Genomic DNA, 18,567 nt, shown 5'->3' with positions numbered 1-18,567 from the left:
TTTTGGACGAGACAATGAAAGGAGGAAGATGTCCATGAGCAAACGGGCTGCTCGCCGAAACCAAGGCATCGGTTTGTTCGAGGGATTCAACTATGTATTTCTGTTTCTGATCGCAATTATTATGACGTTTCCTTTTCTGTACGTATTTTCTATATCGATTTCGTCTTACCGGGATTATCTGGAGCACGGCTTTACACTTATTCCGAAGTCGTTCGTCCTGGATGCGTATGAATATATTCTGGCTTCTTCACGGTTCGTACGTTCGTTGTTCGTGACGGTGGAAATTACGGTCATCGGAACATTGGTGAACCTGCTCTTCACCACGACGTTCGCGTACGTGCTTGCCCGTCCGATTATCGGACAGCGCATTATGATGTTTCTGGTCGTTTTTACAATGATGTTCTCGGCCGGCATGATTCCTACGTATCTCGTTGTGAAGGGGACGGGATTGCTGAATTCGATCTGGGCGCTCATCATTCCGGCGGCGATCAATTCTTTTAATCTGGTCGTTGTGCGTCAGTTCTTTCTCAATATTCCGAGGGAGTTGAGCGAAGCGGCCACCATAGACGGCGCGAATGATCTGCATATCTTTGCGCAAATCATGCTTCCGCTGTCGAAACCGGCTTTGGCCGCATTCGGGTTGTTCTATGCGGTAGCGCATTGGAACAATTACTTTACCGGGATCTTATATTTGAATGACCCGGCCGACTGGCCGATTCAGGTCATTCTTCGGCAGATGGTCATCGTGAACGAACCGCTGGCCGCATTGAATATGCCCAGGGAATTCGCTCCGCCAGGGGAAACGGTACAGATGGCGGCGACACTGGTGGCCACATTGCCCATCCTGATCCTCTATCCGTTCCTGCAAAAACATTTCGTCAAGGGGGTGATGCTGGGCTCGGTTAAGGGATAAGGCTGTATAATGATTGGCATCGTGCAATCGAATGTGCAAGGAACTCATTTCAGGAGGGGATCCACATGAAACGAAACAAGGCCATTGCAACTGTGTTGTTATGCTTGGTTCTTACAGCTTGTTCAACCGGCGGAAACAATCCCAGCAAACCGTCGACAGGAGATCAGCCATCTGCATCAAATTCACCTTCGGCGAGCGAAACAAGCGGCAATGGAGACAATGCTCGCAGACAGAAATTTACGATTAATGCGATTGACTTTCGAAACCCTGCCGCGATTCCGCCGGCAACCGGCCGTGGACTGGATATGATCAACGAGAAGTTCAATATCGATTACAAGCCGCAGTTTGTCGTCATTAACGATTATATGCAGAAGTTGAGCGCCAACGTCGCTTCCGGCGAGGTACCCGATATTATGACGATGGAAGGGCCGATCGCCAACTTTTACAAGTGGGCCAAGCAAGGGGCGTTCTTGCCGCTTAACGACTATATCGACAAGTACCCGACGTTGAAGCTCGTCCCTGATTATGTATGGAAGTCGATGACGCTCGACGGCCAAATCTATGCGATTCCACGGTATTTCCCATCCTCTTACCTGGGTTCGCCGATCATTCGCAAGGATTGGCTCGACAAGCTTGGTCTGAAGGCGCCGACGAACTATGAAGAGCTGAAGGAAGTTGCCATTGCCTTCACGAAGAACGACCCGGACGGCAATAACAAGGATGATACTTACGGCATGGCAATTTCCGAATACGTCAACCCGGCTTATGAATTGGGCGGTTATTGGGAATTCCGCTCTTGGTATCATCAGGACGAGGAAGGGAATTACATCCCGAACTTCATATCCGATACGCGCAAAGAACATGTCGCCTGGTTGGCCGATCTGGAGAAAGAAGGAGCGCTGACGCCGAACTCCGCTGTTGTCAATGCCACACAGGCGACTAATGATTTCTTCTCCGGCAAAGCCGGCATTTGGATTAGCTCTCCGCGAGGGATGGATGAAGCGGCGTTCAACGAACTGCTGAAGATTAACCCGAATGCGAAGATCGAACCGATCGAACCGTTCGTCGCTCCGGATGGAGAACAGGGATTCATGGCCTACAAGGCGTATTATGGCATGACGATGTTGAGCGCAGAGCTGGCCGACGATCCGGACAAGTTGCATCGTGTGCTTGAGTTTCTTGATTTCGGCCGGACGTTCTATCCGTTGGACGAACGGAACAAGAGCAACCCGGATTACGACTGGATGTACGGCAATGAAGGAACCGGCTACACGGTTGAAGATGGCACTGCCAAGGCGGAAAGCGCGGAGAAAGGGCTCGCTCCGATTAATTTCTACATTGACGGGCTGATGTGGGCGCCAAGCGATGATGCCAATGAGTATTCCCGAACGTATAAATCGCCTGCCGCTAAAGAATTGGCCCAAAAGCTGGAGGAAATGCACAAAAACACGAAACATTTTATCAATCCGATCTACCAGATTTTCTCGGATACCTATATTTCCAAAGGTTCGGAACTGGATATGTTCCTGTACGAAGAACAGACGAAGATGATCTTCGGGCAACGGCCGATCAGCGATTGGGACAAGATGGTTCAAGAATGGAGAGACAAGGGCGGCGCGCAAATGATCAAGGAAGTCAATGAGGCGATGAAGGCAAACGGCGTAAAAGGCGAATACAAATAGTTCAGAATGAGGTGTTGTAGATGAAATACAGGTTTGTCAGCAAGTTGTTGATCACTGTATTGACTGCAGGACTTATATTCCCGGTTGGAGCCTTTCCATTGAATGCGAACATGGCCGACGGGGCGGGCGCTGCTCCCGCCTCCATCGACGCCCTCCCGGTGTTGTTCGAAGATGATGCCGACAATATGCAGCAGGCCGGATGGACGTTAAGCAAGCCGCCCGAAAGCGGCGTTTATGCGACTGATGCCAGTCGTTCGCTCGGCAACCCGAACTTAATCGAGATGAAGCAGGTCGATCCGGGACAATATTTGTTTTATGGCGACAAGCAGGCAAGCGACGGCATTCGCTATACGATGATGACCAAGTCGGCGACAATCGGCGAAGGTGAATGGACACTCGAGTTCTCCGCGCGGATCGTCGACCTGGTGAAGCCGAAACAATATCCGGCAGAACGCGGTATTCTGTTCGTCGTATATGCCAACGAGAAACGGTATCAGATTGCCTTCAATGCGATGAACAAGCTGTACGGCTTGACCAATACCCATGGCACGACATTCCAGGACAAGGAGATCGAGTTTCCTCAAGATAACGCCTTCCACCAGTGGGAAATTACATTCGATGGATTGCAGACGGTTTCGGTTAAACTTGACGGAATCAAGGTTGCCGCTTTCTCCGGCATCGCCCTTCCGGCAACCGGGCGCAACGACAGCGTCGTCATCGGCAACTTGCCCCTTGACTGGGAAGCGGGAACGAATGAAGTTTACTTTGATTATTTCAAACTGTACAAAGGAAATCCGGACGTCTATGCGCAGGATGACGCCCATTCATTGGCGGATGCCGGCTGGACCCGCTTTCAAGCTCCGATCGACGGGCTGTATATAACGGACTCCGGCGATTCGCTCGGCAATCCGAACGGGGCAGCCATGCAGCCTGTCCCTGCCGGACAGTATTTGTTCTATGGCGATCAGCGTGCAAGCGGTCTCAATAAATATAGTTATATGAGTCAAAGTATGCCGATTGGCGCAGGGGCATGGGAACTGGAATTTTCGGCGAAATTCAGTCAGTTGATGACCCCTTCGCGTTATCTGGCCGAGCGGGGCATATTCTTCGATGTCCGCGCCAATCAAAAGCGATACAAGATCGCCTTTAACTCCGGCAACCGCATTGTGGCCCAGGTCGGGTCCGGCAGCGCGGTGGATGTCAGAGAGGTGAATATGCCCAACGATGACCTGTTCCATTCGTGGAAGATCGCTTATGATGGCGTAAATGCCGTATCGGTCAGCGTCGATGGCGTCGTTCTGGCTCGATTCGAGAACATTGCGGGAACGGTAAACGCTGCGGATGGTCTGTATATCTTCAATGCTCCGCTGGATTGGGAAGCCGGTGCAAATGAAGTTTATTTCGAGGATATCCGATTGAGCAAATCCGTGAAGGGCAACCCGAATGTATTGATCGATGATGAAGGGTCCGGGTTTCCGACGATGAACTGGCAGGTCGATCCCCCGGCGGCGAATGCTTATTTCACGGACTACAGGAAAACAAACGGCGTAATCGCCGGCATGAAACCGGCGGCCGAGGGCACTTATGCGACCTATGCGGCAGCGGGGAGCGGCCAGGCGGCTCAGCTATCCAAACAGGTCGCGATTGCAGGCGCGCCATGGGCGTTGGAGTTCGATGCCCGGATCCAATCACTGGTCGAGTTGGACGCTGCGGTCGGCGATCCTTCCAAGGGGCTTGGCCTGGAAATCGTCGCAGACGGCAAGTTGTACCGGCTTGTCTGGCATGATGGCGATAAATTGCGCTTGCTGAAAGCCGATGGCGGTTATGAAACACTGGAATTGACGATACCGGACGCCCAGCAATTTCATCAGTGGGGCATTGCCTACGACCGGCATCAGATTATCGTTTCATTAGATGGGATGAAGTTGGGCAGTTGGCAAGGGCTAGGTATGGCCCAGGCCGGGCCGGATCGTGTGCGCATTTACAACGATGCGACCGGAGCGGTTACCGGCACGACGGAAGCCGACATTGACCGGATTCGTCTGGTGAAGAACGCGCTTCCGGACTGGGCTCGATTCGCGCCTGCTATCACGAGTATCTCCATATTGCCGGCTTCCTCGCAAGCAAACGGCATCGAGACGGTCGTCTCCATTGATGATGCGAATCCGCTGTCCTATCAGGATGGTTCCTTGCAAGTAGAAGCGAGCTTGCGGCAGAACGGGTCAATGATGGCCAGCAAACTGCAAGCGGCAACCGGGCCGGCTGTGTCCGTACGGCTGGATGCCGTGGCGGCGACAGGCCGGATGGAGTTGACCGTCAGGCTGCTGCACAACGGCGCCGAACTGACAACATATACCCGGAATCTCGAGGTTTATCCGACGGTTGAGGAACTCGCGCCCGGACAGCAAGCGACGGCGGCAGGCGGTACGGCGACGACCGGTGCGGTCTATCTGTACAAGGAAATGACGGGTGTGTGGGATGAGACGGCGAACATGGTGTTTGTGAAGGGAACTTCCGGCTGGGAGACTGCCACGTACCAATATGAAGGAACCGAAGAAGGCGGCGTCTTCCTGGAGAATGTCGGCGACGCGCATACGCTCTCCTTGCCGATCAACCTGAACGGCTGGTTCGGCGTTTATGTCGGCTATGTGACCGGGACCGAACAGTTTATCGTTAGCGACGGCACGCTGGAGCAGACGGTGACGGTCGGCGGCAGCGCTATCGACCCTGGTCAGTCGTATGGCAACAAGGCTATTGCGGAAGTCTTCGCCTTCGCTTCCGAGTTTCAGAATGGAACCGTCACCCTGAAGACAGCGGGAGGGAAACAAGCGCGAATCGCCTACGTTAAACTCAAAGAATTGACTGCGGATGAAATCGCCCTTTACATGGAAGCGGACGAAACAGCGCTTGGCGGAGGAAAACGGGTTATTTACAACAACGATGGTTATAGCGACTTTACTTCGGGATTGTATGCGGATGAAACGAAGCTGAAGGAGTATGCCGTTGATCTTCTGGCCGGCCAGGACGCGGAAGCGATCTATTGGTCGCTGGGGGCGACGATGATGATTATTCGCGACAGCGAGACAGCGTTGAAGCCATATACAAACCTGACGCCGGAGCAGGAAGATTTAATGCGGTCCGATGACGTTCGGGGAATGAATCTGATTCTGCAGTTGATCAACAGCGGCAAAGATCCGTTGGCGCTTGTAGCCGGACGGGCGGAAGAGCTTGGGATGAACGGGTTTGCCTCCTTGCGGATGAACGCCTTTTACAATCCGGGAGAACACCCTTATTTGAACGGGCCGCGATACGATGAGTTTGTGAACAAGGGGTATTGGCAGCAATTGGGGGATGGCTCGCGCAGCTTCCGGATGAGCTATGCCTATCCCGAATTCCGGCAATTCGTTAAGGATGTGCTGGTGGAAGCAGCCTTTGCGACGAATGATCAGGGCGAGCAGGTTGTGTCTGGCGTGGAGCTCGACTTTAATCGCTATCCGGACTTGTTCGGCAGTGAGGCGGCGAGCATGTCGACGGCGACGATCATGACCGATTTCCTGCGCGAGCTTCGCATTGCGATGCCGGGCAAGCAAATTGCGGTGCGTGTTCCTTATTATCCGGTCACTGCGCTCGATTTGCAAACGTGGATCGACGACGGACTGATCGACATTCTCATTCCGGCCTCGATTGACCATGAAGGTTTCTTCAGCAATATCGATGAGTTCGCCGATTTGGCGGAAGGGACGAATGTGAAGCTGTATGGCGGTATAACAGGGACATTGTCCGGCCATGAATTGACCAAAATCGAGGAAGAGTTAAAGAAGCGCGGCATTCCGATTACCGCCGGGTTCAATTATGTGAGCAAACAGCAGTATTTGTTGCGGGCGCACCAGTTCTATGAAGCCGGATACGACGGCATCTATATTTACAACAACTGGCGAGGAACGGCGGCGAATGGCGGCGTCATTCGCGGTGAGCTGGGAGACAAAGTGAAAGTGAAGAAGTGGCATACATTCGCGTATCCCGCCGAATGGACGCAGGACAGCGTCTATGTCGAGGGGGCGCCGCGCAGCTTATTGTTCAACGATGACGCTGCAAGTCTGAAAGATAAGAGCTGGCGAGTGACGTCGCCGCAACCGGGCGTCTACATCACCGATTCTGCGAATACGCTCGGCAACCCGCAGGGAGTTGCGCTGAAACCGGTGACGGAAGGCCAATATCTGCTTTATGGAGATGGAAATTCGGGCGGCAAGTGGGGCTCGATGCTTCGCAATCTGGCGATCGGCCAGGGACCTTGGAAGATGGAATTTTCAGCACGTTTCGCCGATCTGATGACGCCGGCCAACTATTTGCCGGACCGGGGCATCCTGTTCCGGGTGAATGCGAACGGATTGAAGTATGTATTGGCTTTCAACTCCTATGATCCTGCTACCGGGAAGGCCAAGGTAACTTTCCGTGGCGACCAGGCTTATCGCAATGTTGGTACTTATCCGATTCAGATGCCGAATGACGATCAGTTCCACGCTTGGGAAATTCGCTATGACGGGGAATCGGCCATTTCGCTCTGGCTGGATGGGGTGAAGATCGCGGAGCATGCCGGAATGGGCTTCGCAGACCCGAACCCGGAACATATCGAGATTGCTTCGATTCCGCTTGACAGAGAGTCCGGTACGAACGAGCTGTACATTGACCATATTCGCTTCTCCAAAATTTTCGCCGCAACCGGCATTGAATTGACACCTGCGGAACTGGAACTGCGGGAAGGAGAAGATTATGTCCTGACCGTTGCATTGGCGCCGGATCATGCGACCGATAAGCGCGTGTTGTGGACTTCGGACAATGAAGATGCGGCAACAGTTGACCAAGCGGGTCGGGTCGTCGCAATTTCGCCGGGCCTGGCACATATAACGGCAACGGCCATCGATGGCGGATGGACGGCAACCAGCGCGGTGACGGTGAACGCGGCGCCGGTTCCTGCCAGCATCTCGCTCGCGATGGATGCCGACCGTGTCGCGTTTGGTCAGCAAGCGGTTGTAACCGGCGCCGTGTATGACGCCGAGGGAGCTGGCATGGCGGGTATTACGGTCCGCTTGTCCGCTTCGTCAGGTATGATCGATCCTGCAGAAATCGCAACCGGTGAAGACGGAGCGTTCTCTGCCCTGTTCCAGGCGCCGAATCATGCCGGATCCGTCCAAGTGACGGCGGTTATACCCGGTACGGATGTTGACGGACAGGTAGCCGTACAGGTCTGTCCTGCGGTTCAGGTGCGTAACGGACAATCGTTACCACAGAATGCGCAAGGCAATTGCCGCCGGATTCCATCGACCGGCTGAACCAGTATTATCCGAACAGACTATTCATTCGACGAAAGGGGATTCACCTATGTCCGACATGACTGCCGATCACATTGAACTTGAAATCGTCGATACCGGACTTGTTTTTCGTAACCCGCTGCCCCATGTCTACGCCCGGCATGCCTATTTTCCTTCGGTGATTCAGTTGACGAACGGCGAGATGCTGGCATCGTTTACGGTCGGCCAAGCCTTCGAATCCGCCGACCTGCACACGGAACTGTCGCGCTCCTCCGATCAGGGAGCCACGTGGGTGCATGAAGGCCGCTTATATCCCGGAACGGCGGACAGGGTCACTTCGGAAACATGCCGCCTGTCCCATGGCGCCGACGGAGAAGTGATCGCATACGTTATTCGTCATGACCGTTCCCGTCAGGATTGCGGCTTTGTCAATCCCGACAATCTGGGGTTCGTCGAAACCGAGCAGTTGTTGTTCCGGTCATCTGACGGAGGACGCACATGGAGCGAGCCGCAGACGATCGCCCCGCCGCTCGTCGGCCCGGAATTCGAAATGACTTCACCGATCGTGCCGTTGCGCGACGGTACGTGGATATTGCCGACCTGTACCTGGAAAGGCTTCGACGGCTATTGCCCGAACGGCATGAAGATGGTCGCATTCCGTTCCGATAACCAAGGCAGCACCTGGCCGGATTACATCGATGTTATGGCGGATGCGAGAGACATCGATATTTTCTGGGAGTCCAAGATGATTGAACTGACGGACGGCAGAATACTGGCTGCAGCCTGGGTATATGACCGGGAGGCGGGGAAGGATCGGGACAATCACTACGTCATTACCCGCGCGGCGGGAATCGGCAGCCCGTTCACGGAGCCGCGGTCATGCGGCTTGCAAGGGCAAACGCTGAATTTGATGGAAATCGCGCCGGGCAGGGTGCTGACCGTTTATCGCAGAACGGATGTGCCTGGGCTATGGGCGAATATTTCCCGGATCGCGGGCGACGAATGGGTGAACGAAGCGGAGTATCCGTTATGGGGCAGCGGCAGGTCAGGGCTGACCGCTCATTCGGGCAACATGGCAGCGGATTTCACCGCATTGCAGTTCGGTGCGCCTTCGCTGTCCCGTACGCATTCGAATCATATTTTCGTAAGTTTCTGGGCGGTTGAAGACGGTGTCGGCAACATTCGCTGGATCAAGCTCCGCTTGGCGGGTTGACTTTCCGCAATGATTAGCACAGGGAGGGGCCGTCCAATAAGTCCCCCAAATAAAAAGGCTGGGCGAGAAAACGCAAGGTTTTCCGTTCAGCCTTTTTGCGTCACCTGCTGTTGCAGGAATTCAGGCGGATGCCCGCCACTTTTAGTAGGTTGTGGGCCATGGCCACAATCCCTAACTCCGTGTGAACTTTGCCCAGCCCTCGCAAGGAGAACCGTCGGAACGACCGGTTGCCCTTGATGTGACCAAATACGATTTCTACTTCGAAAGCCGGGTTGTAATCTCGGGTCTGAAGTGTCCTGTAAGACGCTTCTGGTCAGAACTTCTTAACACTAGGACAGGGCGGTGCTTATGATGGCGTAAGGAGCGGCACTCCGAAAGAGAAAGATATATCTGGATCAGCTGTATATCGGAGTGATGCTGCTGGATATTGAATGGATCAGGCATGCCTTGCAGACGGCGAATATGGACAACAAGGCCAGCCTTTTTACCGTGAATGGACATGGCGAGATTGTAGGAGCCACTTCCGGCAAAATAGGCATTGCAGAGCTCACCCCGCTGCTGCGGGAGCAGCCGACCAAAGAAGTACGGCCTGTCCGTTTGGACGATGTAGACTACCTGTACCAGATCATTCCGTTTGACGGTCTGGACTGGACCTTCGTCGCGCTAATCAACAAAGACAAGCTGCTGGAAAAGGCGACATTCAGAGGCAGGGGGGGGGGGCTAAATCTTCGATTGCCAGGACAAGTAAGCTACATACGATCCCGGCTGACAGTATTATCCGACGCTTGCACGAGTCGGATTTGCAGGCAGTTGTGGCGAAGTGCAGAGAGCTGTTCTAAGTAATGACAGGTTTTGGTCAGACATGCTATACTCATGGAAGCACATTGGAAGGCTTTAAGAGCGCGGTCGGCTAATCTCCCGGAAGGGAGGTGATGCTATGGAGGTTAAAGATGCGTTGACGTTGATGATCAGTTTTGGGGCGCTAATAGTTGCGCTGCTGACGCTGGTGGTTGCCATCGTCGCAGCTAATAACCAAAAGAAATAGGCCGCCTCTGCACAAGGTAACGGCCTAATTCACAGGTAAACCTTTGAAGCCAACCGCCCTTAAAAGCGGCTGATGTGTCAGGAGCCGTGTTAGCGCACGGCTCCTTTTCTATTCTTATTATAAAGGATGGAATCTATACCTACAAGATTGAAAGCAATAAATAACCTGTCAAATAACCTATAAATAACCTGAGCAATAAGCAATTCAACGGATAATCTCTCTCAAAAGAGAAGCATACGTTCTCTTGTATTCGTATAAGATGATTTAGCTTATACAAAGGGAGGGAATCTATGCTTTATCATTCATGCTGTATCCTCGGGTATTGGATTGGAAAATCATTCTACCCATTGCGAAGGGAATTGAACCCCGGCCTACGCATTGCGAGCAATCCTACTATTTTTTAACCACAGGAACCCAAAATTCGCCGTAGAAAGTGCCGTCACCGTTTTCTTTGCGATAAGTCGCATTGGGGCCGCCGATGTAAGCATAGTCAGTGATTTGAGACAAGACTTCGCCAAAAGCACGATAAGTCAACTGATTAAACAAAGTTTCCTTGTCTCCGGTTCCTGCGAGCACTATGTACTCGCTCTCCGGAAACTCGATGATGCGTGTTGCGTCAGCCACCGATTTGCCAGCTTCTACCGCGAAATAATTCCACGGTCTGCCTTGATAAACCTCGTTGACTGACCATTCGCGATCATCTTTTGCGGCCGCTTTGAGCTTATCAAAACGCCCGTCAGCCTTGAGTCTTCCCCAAAACTCTGCTTTTTCCTTCTGCAAAGCTGGCGCGTCTTGAAAATTGGATTGAATTGAAAAACCATAAGCGGTCAATGTAAATGATTTCTTATGTTCAACTGTGTAATTTGCCATTGGAGTGCTCCTTTGACTGAGATTAGCCTGTTACTTTTTTTGCACGAAGCCACATTTCGCCGTAGAATGTACCGTCCTCAGTTGCTTTGACGAATGTTGAGTTACCAGGACCAACGTATTTGTAGTCTGTGATTTCTTGCAGCAATCCACCGAAAACCTTGCCTGTTATTTCGTCAGCGAGGCGGTCTTTTTCGGCGCCTGTGCCAGACACCACGAGGTAGTCCCCGGCGAGGAAGTCAAGGACGACCGCGCCTTCCACGTCGTATGCATCCATCACGCCGAAGCCGCGCCAAGCCTTGCCGTCGATGACGTAGTTGATTTGATATTCTTGCCCGTCAGCGAGCGTGAGAAGTTCGGCAAGCTTGCCGTTTTCAGTGATTTCAGCTTTTTTCGCTGCAGTTTTTGCTGCATTGCCTGACCAGTCGTTGTAGTCTTCAAGTAAAACACCGAAAGCAGTCATTTTGTAATTTTCTGAGATGGTTTGGATGGAGTAATTAGACATTTTAATCTCTCCTTAGCGGATTTGTTTTTACAAGATTGATAATATTCTCTAAATGTATCAAAAAACGATACCTTTTATCGGAAATCAAAAAGTATTGCAAAAACAGAATCAAAATCAGTACGGGTGCTACATTTCTGATACAATAAAATTATGAAAAAGACAGAACGAGTGAGCCTGATCATGCGCTTCATCAATAACCGCGCGCATTTTACGATTGCAGAGATCCAGCGGGAGTTCAAAATTTCTCGCGCGACGGCGATCCGCGACATTAACGAGATTCAAGCGATGGGTTTTCCGCTGACGACCGAGCTTGGTCGCGGGGGCGGCTACAATGTCTTGCAAAATCAGTATCTGTCCGCCGTCCGTTTCACGCCAGAAGAGCTGAAAGCGATATTTATCAGCTTTATCGCATCAAAAAATTCGCAGCTGCCTTATTTGCAAAATCGCCGCTCCATCACTGAAAAACTCATCGGCATCGCGTCGCAAACCCAGCACGACGAGCTGATTGAGCTGAATAATATCTTGCTTTTTGAAAATACAAATCCTGCTAATCCGAATCTTTTGGAACTCGATGATGCGGCGCCTGCGGAGTTGAACCAGCTGATTTCGCTTGCCGCGCGGGATAAGCACTTGCGCTTGACGTATGAGCGGAGTCCTGGCTGGCCGCAGTTGATGGATGTTTTTTTGATTCATATTTTTAACTCAAACGCTCGTTGGCTGGTCGAGGTTTATGATCTTGATACAGATGAGTTTCGTTATTTGCCTGTTGAGATGCTGCGGGATTCGGCCATTTCTGAGCAGAAGATGAAGCGGTCCGAGCAAGAGATTTTAAGCAAAAAACGGCTTGGAGCACATGAGTCTAATCTGATTGTAAAGCTTGATACGACTGGAATTCAGCGCTTTAAGCGCTTGCATCCGCCGGGGATTATTTTGTCCTTTACAGGGATGTTCCAGTCGAGCGGGATTTTCAATGCTCAACTGGATGTGACCGATGTTGAGGCGCTAGAGTATTATGCGGATTGGCTTTTGTTTTTGGGGAAAGGGGTCGAATTTGAACGGATTCCCGATGAGCTGCGCTTGATTTTGGAAAAACGGTTAAGGGGAAGCGCAGACACTTTAACAAAAACACGTTAGGCCAATAGCCGGGCTGCAACGTTCGCCATTTATGATATTATATTTCCATGCATTTTTTATCCAGGCCATCCGCTTGGCGTAAGGGTACAAGGAGTGACTTGAAGTTGATTACGATTCAGCGGTTATTTATGCCGAAAAACAAAACGAGTTCGTTATTTACGAAGCTTGTCGTAGCGTTTATGGTCATTATCTTTTTTTTGATCGGTCTCAACTATTTGACCATATCGTTAATGTCGACCGAAATTCGTCGTGAAATTGTCAGCTACAATTCGGCTAATCTGGAGAGAACGGCCGGCAATTACGAACAGCATTTCGAACTGGTTCGCAAAACGATGATGTCCTTCTACATTAACGAGAATATCCAGCAATTCGGCAAACGCGAAAACTTTATCAAATATCCCGCTATCCAAGAGGAACTGAAACGATTAGTGGGCAATTCGCTGTTAATGATGGAAGACGTCTTTCTCTATTCCGGTACCGACGAACAGGTGCTGGATTACAAAAAAAGCACGGTGGCAGACCAGATGTTTTCCGTGTTTTTGAAGCAGGAAACCTATACGAAGGAGTTTTGGGCGCGGCAATATACGGAGGATTACAGCTATAAGGTGCTTGCCGACGCCACCTTCTACGAACAGGCTTACGCCAATGCCCCGGCAACATCGTATGTGTATTTGCCCGTCGTTTATAAGGGATATGCCGACAGCCCTTTTTATATGGTCGGACTTCTGGATTCGGCAAAAATGTTCAATCAGCTGCAAATTTCCGTACACGACAATCTGATCATTATGAACAACGATCAAATCCTGTACGAGAATAAGGCGGAACATCGTATCCCCGATTCTAATCTGAACTTCGCCGCTAACAAAGGGTTTCATATCGATGACGATTATTATTACTTCTACAAGCAGGGGAAAGGAACGGGCTTCACCTACGTAAGCATCGTTCCCGTGGAGACCATCTCGGCGCAGCTAAAGATCAAATCGGTTTTGTTGTCCGTTCTGATTCTGTCAATTTTCATCGCGATCCTGTCGGCGGTATGGTTTGTCCGGAAGATCAATAACCCGTTGAAGCAGATTATCGAATCTCTATTGAATCAAAATAAAAAAATGCCGGAGTCGAGCAGAATCAAAGAATTCGACGCGATTAGCGAGCAGTTCCGCCATTTGTCCGACGCCAAGGAACAAGCCGATCACGAGCTGAAGTCGCAGAAGTCGTTGTTGCAAAACTTCGCTTACGTTAACAAAATGAAAGATATTTGGACTAGAAACGAACTGGAGGTCCAGTTCTCCGACGCACCCTATCTGCTGATTATGATCCACTTGACGATCCGCCACACCTTCGGCGATATGATCACGGAGCACCGCGAAAAAAACGAATCCAGATGGTATTCCTATGTCAAAGAATACATCGATCTGACGATCTCGCATGAGCATCGTCAGCCAATCAGCTTCCATATGGAAAAAAACCAGCTGATGACGATCGTGTTTTGCGAATCCGCGGAAGAAGTAGCACCTGTCTTGGAGAAAATAAAAACGACGCTGGATATCGATCAATCCTACGGGTTTGCCACTATATCGGTGAGCTCCGTTTATTCTCATTCGGATGAGTTGACTGAGGCCTACGAGGAAACGTTGCTGCGTTTGCAAATGCGGCCTTTGCAAGCCGCAACCATTATCATGAAAGACGATTCACTCGACAAACGCGTTCAACCAACCGTCTCGGCCGACCAATTGCGAGAGATCGCCTCGCAACTGTCTGCCGGGAACTTCGCGAACGTCCGGCACGCGATGAACAAGCTCTTCGGCAAGCTGCGGGAACGGCAATATCCCGCGACGGAGGCGATCAAGCTGGCCAAGCTGCTCATGGATCGGACTATTCATCTCTACAATCAAGGAACGGGTTTGCTTACGGTCGACCATCCATTCTCTCATGCACAAGCCGAAAGCATGATCGAAAATTGTTTAAGCTACGAGGAATTGGAAAGCTGCCTGATGTCCTTCTTCCTGCAGCTGCACGAGCAGACGGAACAACAAAAGCAACAAGTGGGAACGGATAAAATCATTGATTTCGCCACCAAATACGTGGGGACCCATTATAGCAAAGCCTTCAACCTGGAGGACGTAGCCGGAGAGTTGAAAATTACGAGCGGCTATCTCTCCACCTACTTCAAGGAGAAGACAGGAACCAACTTCGTCGACTACGTGAATCAAATCCGAATCGATAAGGCTTGCGAGATGCTGCGCGACACGGAATTGAAGGCCCGGGAAATTGCCGAGCTCGCCGGGTATCAGAACATTAACTCATTCAACAGAATGTTCAAGAAATATACAGGCATGACGCCTACGGAGTATAGGCAGCGACCGCGATCCTAACCTGAATTACGAATCATGGTCTGTTTTACGGATCATTCGATAAATCGTGAGGCCACCCCGCAATCGTATGATTGTGAGGGCTGGCTTATTTTTTTATGATGAACGAGCACAAGGCAGGGATATTCCAAATATCAAATCAGGACAAAGGGGATGGGTTCAGGATGACGGAGTGGTACAAATCGAAAAGCATGATGGTTGCGCTGTCGGCCGTGGCGTTGACGGCGACGCTTGCGGCCTGTAGCAGCGGAACGGAGAACGGCGGCAAGCCAAACGAAGAGGGTCAGCCCGCAACAAGCGGGACGGAAGGGAATAACGGTTCCTCCGGCGACCATACTTCTTATTATTTCGAGGAGCCGCAAACGATATCGATGTTTACCGAAGTCGCGGCTTCATGGCCGTACAAAAAAGAATGGCCGGCTTGGAACTGGATTAAGGAAAAAACGAACATCGCCGTAGATGTCCAAATTCCTTCGGGAAGCTACGAGGATACGTTGGCGCTGAATATTGCTTCGGGCGAAGTTCAGGATGTTCTGTACATGTTTAATACGGACAAATACGGCGAGGAAGGAGTGCTTCTGGATCTTGCCCAGCATTTAGACAAAATGCCCAACTTCAAAAAATTTCTCGACGACAATCCGAACATTAAAACAAGAGCGACCAATTCCAACGGGAACATCTATAGCGCGATTATAGACGGGGCTGGCGTGACGAACCAGATGATCTGGTTCTACCGGGACGATATATTCGCCAAACACGATCTTCAGCCTCCGACGACCTGGGATGAACTGTATGAAGTCAGCAAGAAGTTAAAGGAGCTGTACCCGGATAGTTATCCGTTCATATTCAGGCACGGTTTGGGCAACTTAGCCAACTTTGCGACAACGTTCAATACAACCAACCAATTCTTCCCGGATCCCGAGACGTCCGAGTACCGGTACGGACCTATCGAGGATAACTATAAGGAAATGCTGACCTACCTGAATAAATTCTACGAAGAGAAGTTATTCCCGCCGGATTGGTTGTCCATGGACGTGAAGGTGTGGAACCAGGCGATAACGACGGGCAAGTCCTTTATTACCGTGCAGTATATTCCGCAAATGGAGATCGTGAATAACCAATTGCGCGAGGGAGAGCATATGAGCTTTATGGCGCCTCCCGCCGGAGTACCGGGCAGCTCCTATATTCCGAGCACGAATATGGAGTCGAGCTCTTTCGCCGTTTACGCCAAAACCAAAAATCTCGATGCTTCGCTGCAATACATCGATTTCCTGTATTCCGAGGAGGGCTCCGATATTATGAGCTGGGGCAAAGAGAACGAAACCTATACGGTAGCCGACGGCGAGCGGACATTCCTTCCGGAATACAAGCAATTCGCCGACCTTCGCAGAGAAGCCGGCATTATGACCCACGGAACCTACGGAAAGTTCGATACGAACGCGTATCTGAGCATGATAGCGGATGACGAGAAATATGCCTACGAAGAGGCGCCGAAGTACAACTTCCCGGTCCAGGTCGTGTCCCCGAGATTCAATGGCGATGTGTTGGAACGCGTCAATTTGTTGAACCCGCAAATTTCGAAGCACTATGAAGAGAGCATGGCCAGGTTCATTATGGGCAATCGTCCGCTTAGCGAATGGAGCAGCTACACGGAAGAAATGAACAAGCTTGGCGTGCCCGAGATGCTGGAGATCTACCAACAAACGTGGGATGACCAGCGAAGCGGCAGCGGCCAATGATCGGTTGGTTACGCAGAACGGGGCGAGATGTCGTCCGCGACAGGTACATCTTGCTCTTGCTATTGCCGCTGATCGCGTATTACATCGTGTTTAAATACTTGCCGATGGCCGGCATCGTCATTTCGTTCAAACAGTATAGCCTGGTGAAAGGAATATGGGCTAGCGACTGGGTAGGCTTAAAATATTATTACCAATTTTTCAACAGCCCGGATGCGCTTCAAATCATTCGCAATACCTTTTTATTGGGCGTGTATCGGCTTGTTTTCGGGTTTCCGTTTCCGATTATTTTGGCGATTCTGTTGAACGAAGTGAGAATTTCGTTTTTCAAACGGTTTGTGCAGACCGTCAGTTATTTGCCTCATTTCATATCAACGGTCGTGGTGGCGGGGATGATTACGGTCTTCCTCTCCCCCAGCGCCGGGGTTGTCAACGACTGGCTGCAGGCTTTGGGATTGGAGCCGATCAACTTCATGTCGGAGGCCAAATGGTTTCGGACGATCTATGTGACCTCGGGAATCTGGCAGGAAGCGGGTTGGAGCTCCATTATATATTTGGCCGCGTTGACGGCGATTAATCCGACCTTGTACGAGGCCGCCGATATCGACGGAGCGGGACGCTGGAAGAAAATCCGGCATGTGACCTTGCCGGGCATCGCTCCCGCCATCATCATCATTCTGATCATGAATATCGGCAGCATTATCGATATCGGCTTCGAGAAGGTGTTCTTGCTATATAATGCCGCAACGTACGAAACGGCCGATATTATATCGACCTACGCATACCGTTCGGGGATTGTGCAAGGCAATTTCTCCTACGGCACCGCCATTGATTTGTTTATGGGCATCATCGGGTTGGTCTTCGTCGTTGGCGCCAACTATGCCAGCCGCAAGCTGACGGAGACGAGCTTATGGTAGGAGGTCCAATGAAAAAGAAATTTTCGCTATTTTCTGCCGTCAATGTTCTGTTGTTGTCGATCGTAGCCTTCATCGCGTTGTATCCCTTTTATTACATGGTCGTCGTCTCTCTCAGCTCTAGCGAATATGTCATGCGCGGCGAAGTAGGACTATGGCCGAAAGGGTTCACGTTAGATGTTTACACATACGTGCTCCAGGATGAACGCATCTGGATCGGCTATAGAAACACCATTCTTTATACCGTTTTAGGCACCGTCATTTCATTGGCTTTTACGTCCATGGGGGCCTATGCGCTATCGCGCAGAAGGCTGGTATTCGGCAAATTTTTTATGCAGCTTGTCGTATTCACCATGCTCTTTAGCGGCGGAATGATTCCCACGTTCCTCGTCGTGCGTTCCGTCGGGATGATGGACAGCATCTGGGCGATGATTATTCCGGGGATGATTTCCACATGGAATTTAATTATCATGCGTACTTTTTTCAAAGGTTTGCCCTATGAGCTGGAGGAAGCAGGCAAGATCGATGGTTTGAACGATATCGGCATTTTTATACGGATTATTCTTCCATTGTCCAAGTCGATTCTGGCCACGATCAGCTTGTTTTACGCCGTAAGCATTTGGAATAACTTCTACAGCGCGTTGCTTTATTTGCGCGATCTTAATTTGTTCCCGCTGCAAGTGATTTTGCGCAATCTGGTGCTGGCCGGCCAGGTCATGGACGGCGGAATCACCGCGGGGGCGGGAAGCGACGCCATTGTGGACGAATCCTTGAAGTTTGCCACCATTATCGTCTCCACGCTGCCGATTATGGCCGTTTATCCGTTTGTGCAGAAGTATTTCGTGAAAGGCGCTTTAATCGGTTCACTAAAGGGATAGAA

14 protein-coding genes are annotated in these 18,567 nt (G+C 51.0%); 11 read left to right on the top strand and 3 right to left on the bottom strand.

Going from position 1 to position 18,567, the window contains the following annotated elements:
- Window positions 1-34 precede the first annotated feature (34 nt).
- The 4 genes from H7F31_RS32060 to H7F31_RS32045 all read left to right on the top strand — a co-directional run bounded on the left by H7F31_RS32060 (window position 35) and on the right by H7F31_RS32045 (window position 9,117).
- Window positions 35-913: a carbohydrate ABC transporter permease gene (locus tag H7F31_RS32060; RefSeq protein ID WP_087571298.1), complete on the top strand. Its 879-nt coding sequence runs from the start codon at window positions 35-37 to the stop codon at window positions 911-913.
- A 65-nt stretch (window positions 914-978) separates the two neighbouring features.
- Window positions 979-2,595, top strand: a complete 1,617-nt coding sequence (locus H7F31_RS32055) for an extracellular solute-binding protein (protein WP_187102149.1) — start codon at window positions 979-981, stop codon at window positions 2,593-2,595.
- A gap of 20 nt (window positions 2,596-2,615) precedes the next feature.
- Complete coding sequence (locus H7F31_RS32050; protein WP_187102148.1) at window positions 2,616-7,925, top strand: Ig-like domain-containing protein; 5,310 nt, start codon at window positions 2,616-2,618, stop codon at window positions 7,923-7,925.
- 49 nt (window positions 7,926-7,974) lie between these two features.
- Complete coding sequence (locus H7F31_RS32045; protein WP_187102147.1) at window positions 7,975-9,117, top strand: sialidase family protein; 1,143 nt, start codon at window positions 7,975-7,977, stop codon at window positions 9,115-9,117.
- 100 nt (window positions 9,118-9,217) lie between these two features.
- Here the strand turns inward: H7F31_RS32045 and H7F31_RS32040 are convergent, their stop codons facing one another.
- Window positions 9,218-9,370 carry a transposase gene (locus tag H7F31_RS32040; RefSeq protein WP_222622775.1) on the bottom strand — a complete coding sequence of 51 codons (153 nt, stop codon included), beginning with the start codon at window positions 9,368-9,370 and terminating at the stop codon, window positions 9,218-9,220.
- Window positions 9,371-9,528: 158 nt separating this feature from the next.
- On the opposite strand from H7F31_RS32040, the gene H7F31_RS32035 reads away from it, so the two are divergent.
- Entirely contained in the window at window positions 9,529-9,960 is a 432-nt protein-coding gene (locus H7F31_RS32035; protein WP_187102146.1) for a cache domain-containing protein, read from the top strand.
- A 94-nt stretch (window positions 9,961-10,054) separates the two neighbouring features.
- Entirely contained in the window at window positions 10,055-10,162 is a 108-nt protein-coding gene (locus H7F31_RS32030) for a putative holin-like toxin (RefSeq protein WP_187102145.1), read from the top strand.
- Window positions 10,163-10,555: 393 nt separating this feature from the next.
- Here the strand turns inward: H7F31_RS32030 and H7F31_RS32025 are convergent, their stop codons facing one another.
- On the bottom strand, window positions 10,556-11,032 hold the full coding sequence (locus H7F31_RS32025; RefSeq protein ID WP_187102144.1) for a GyrI-like domain-containing protein: 477 nt from the start codon (window positions 11,030-11,032) through the stop codon (window positions 10,556-10,558).
- 22 nt (window positions 11,033-11,054) lie between these two features.
- Window positions 11,055-11,534: a hypothetical protein gene (locus H7F31_RS32020; protein ID WP_187102143.1), complete on the bottom strand. Its 480-nt coding sequence runs from the start codon at window positions 11,532-11,534 to the stop codon at window positions 11,055-11,057.
- Window positions 11,535-11,684: 150 nt separating this feature from the next.
- Here H7F31_RS32020 and H7F31_RS32015 point away from each other — a divergent pair, with 150 nt between their 5' ends.
- The 5 genes from H7F31_RS32015 (at window position 11,685) to H7F31_RS31995 (ending at window position 18,565) form a co-directional block, all read left to right on the top strand.
- Window positions 11,685-12,668, top strand: a complete 984-nt coding sequence (locus tag H7F31_RS32015; protein WP_261800212.1) for a helix-turn-helix transcriptional regulator — start codon at window positions 11,685-11,687, stop codon at window positions 12,666-12,668.
- Window positions 12,669-12,772: 104 nt separating this feature from the next.
- Window positions 12,773-15,040: a helix-turn-helix domain-containing protein gene (locus tag H7F31_RS32010; RefSeq protein WP_187102142.1), complete on the top strand. Its 2,268-nt coding sequence runs from the start codon at window positions 12,773-12,775 to the stop codon at window positions 15,038-15,040.
- Between the two features lie 161 nt (window positions 15,041-15,201).
- A complete protein-coding gene (locus tag H7F31_RS32005; RefSeq protein WP_187102141.1) occupies window positions 15,202-16,776 on the top strand; it encodes an extracellular solute-binding protein in 1,575 nt (524 codons plus the stop codon).
- The gene (locus tag H7F31_RS32000; RefSeq protein WP_187102140.1) at window positions 16,773-17,690 is read left to right on the top strand and encodes an ABC transporter permease; all 918 of its coding nucleotides are present in this window, start codon (window positions 16,773-16,775) and stop codon (window positions 17,688-17,690) included. Before H7F31_RS32005 ends, H7F31_RS32000 begins: the two co-directional genes overlap by 4 nt.
- Before the next feature lie 8 nt (window positions 17,691-17,698).
- Window positions 17,699-18,565, top strand: coding sequence for a carbohydrate ABC transporter permease (locus tag H7F31_RS31995; protein ID WP_187102139.1), 867 nt, complete (start codon window positions 17,699-17,701; stop codon window positions 18,563-18,565).
- Window positions 18,566-18,567 lie beyond the last annotated feature (2 nt).

It is taken from the genome of Paenibacillus sp. PAMC21692 (genome assembly GCF_014303795.1).
Lineage (GTDB): Bacteria > Bacillota > Bacilli > Paenibacillales > Paenibacillaceae > Pristimantibacillus > Pristimantibacillus agaridevorans.
Note: the sequence above shows the minus strand (reverse complement) of the source record. Positions and strands in the feature narration are given on the sequence as shown.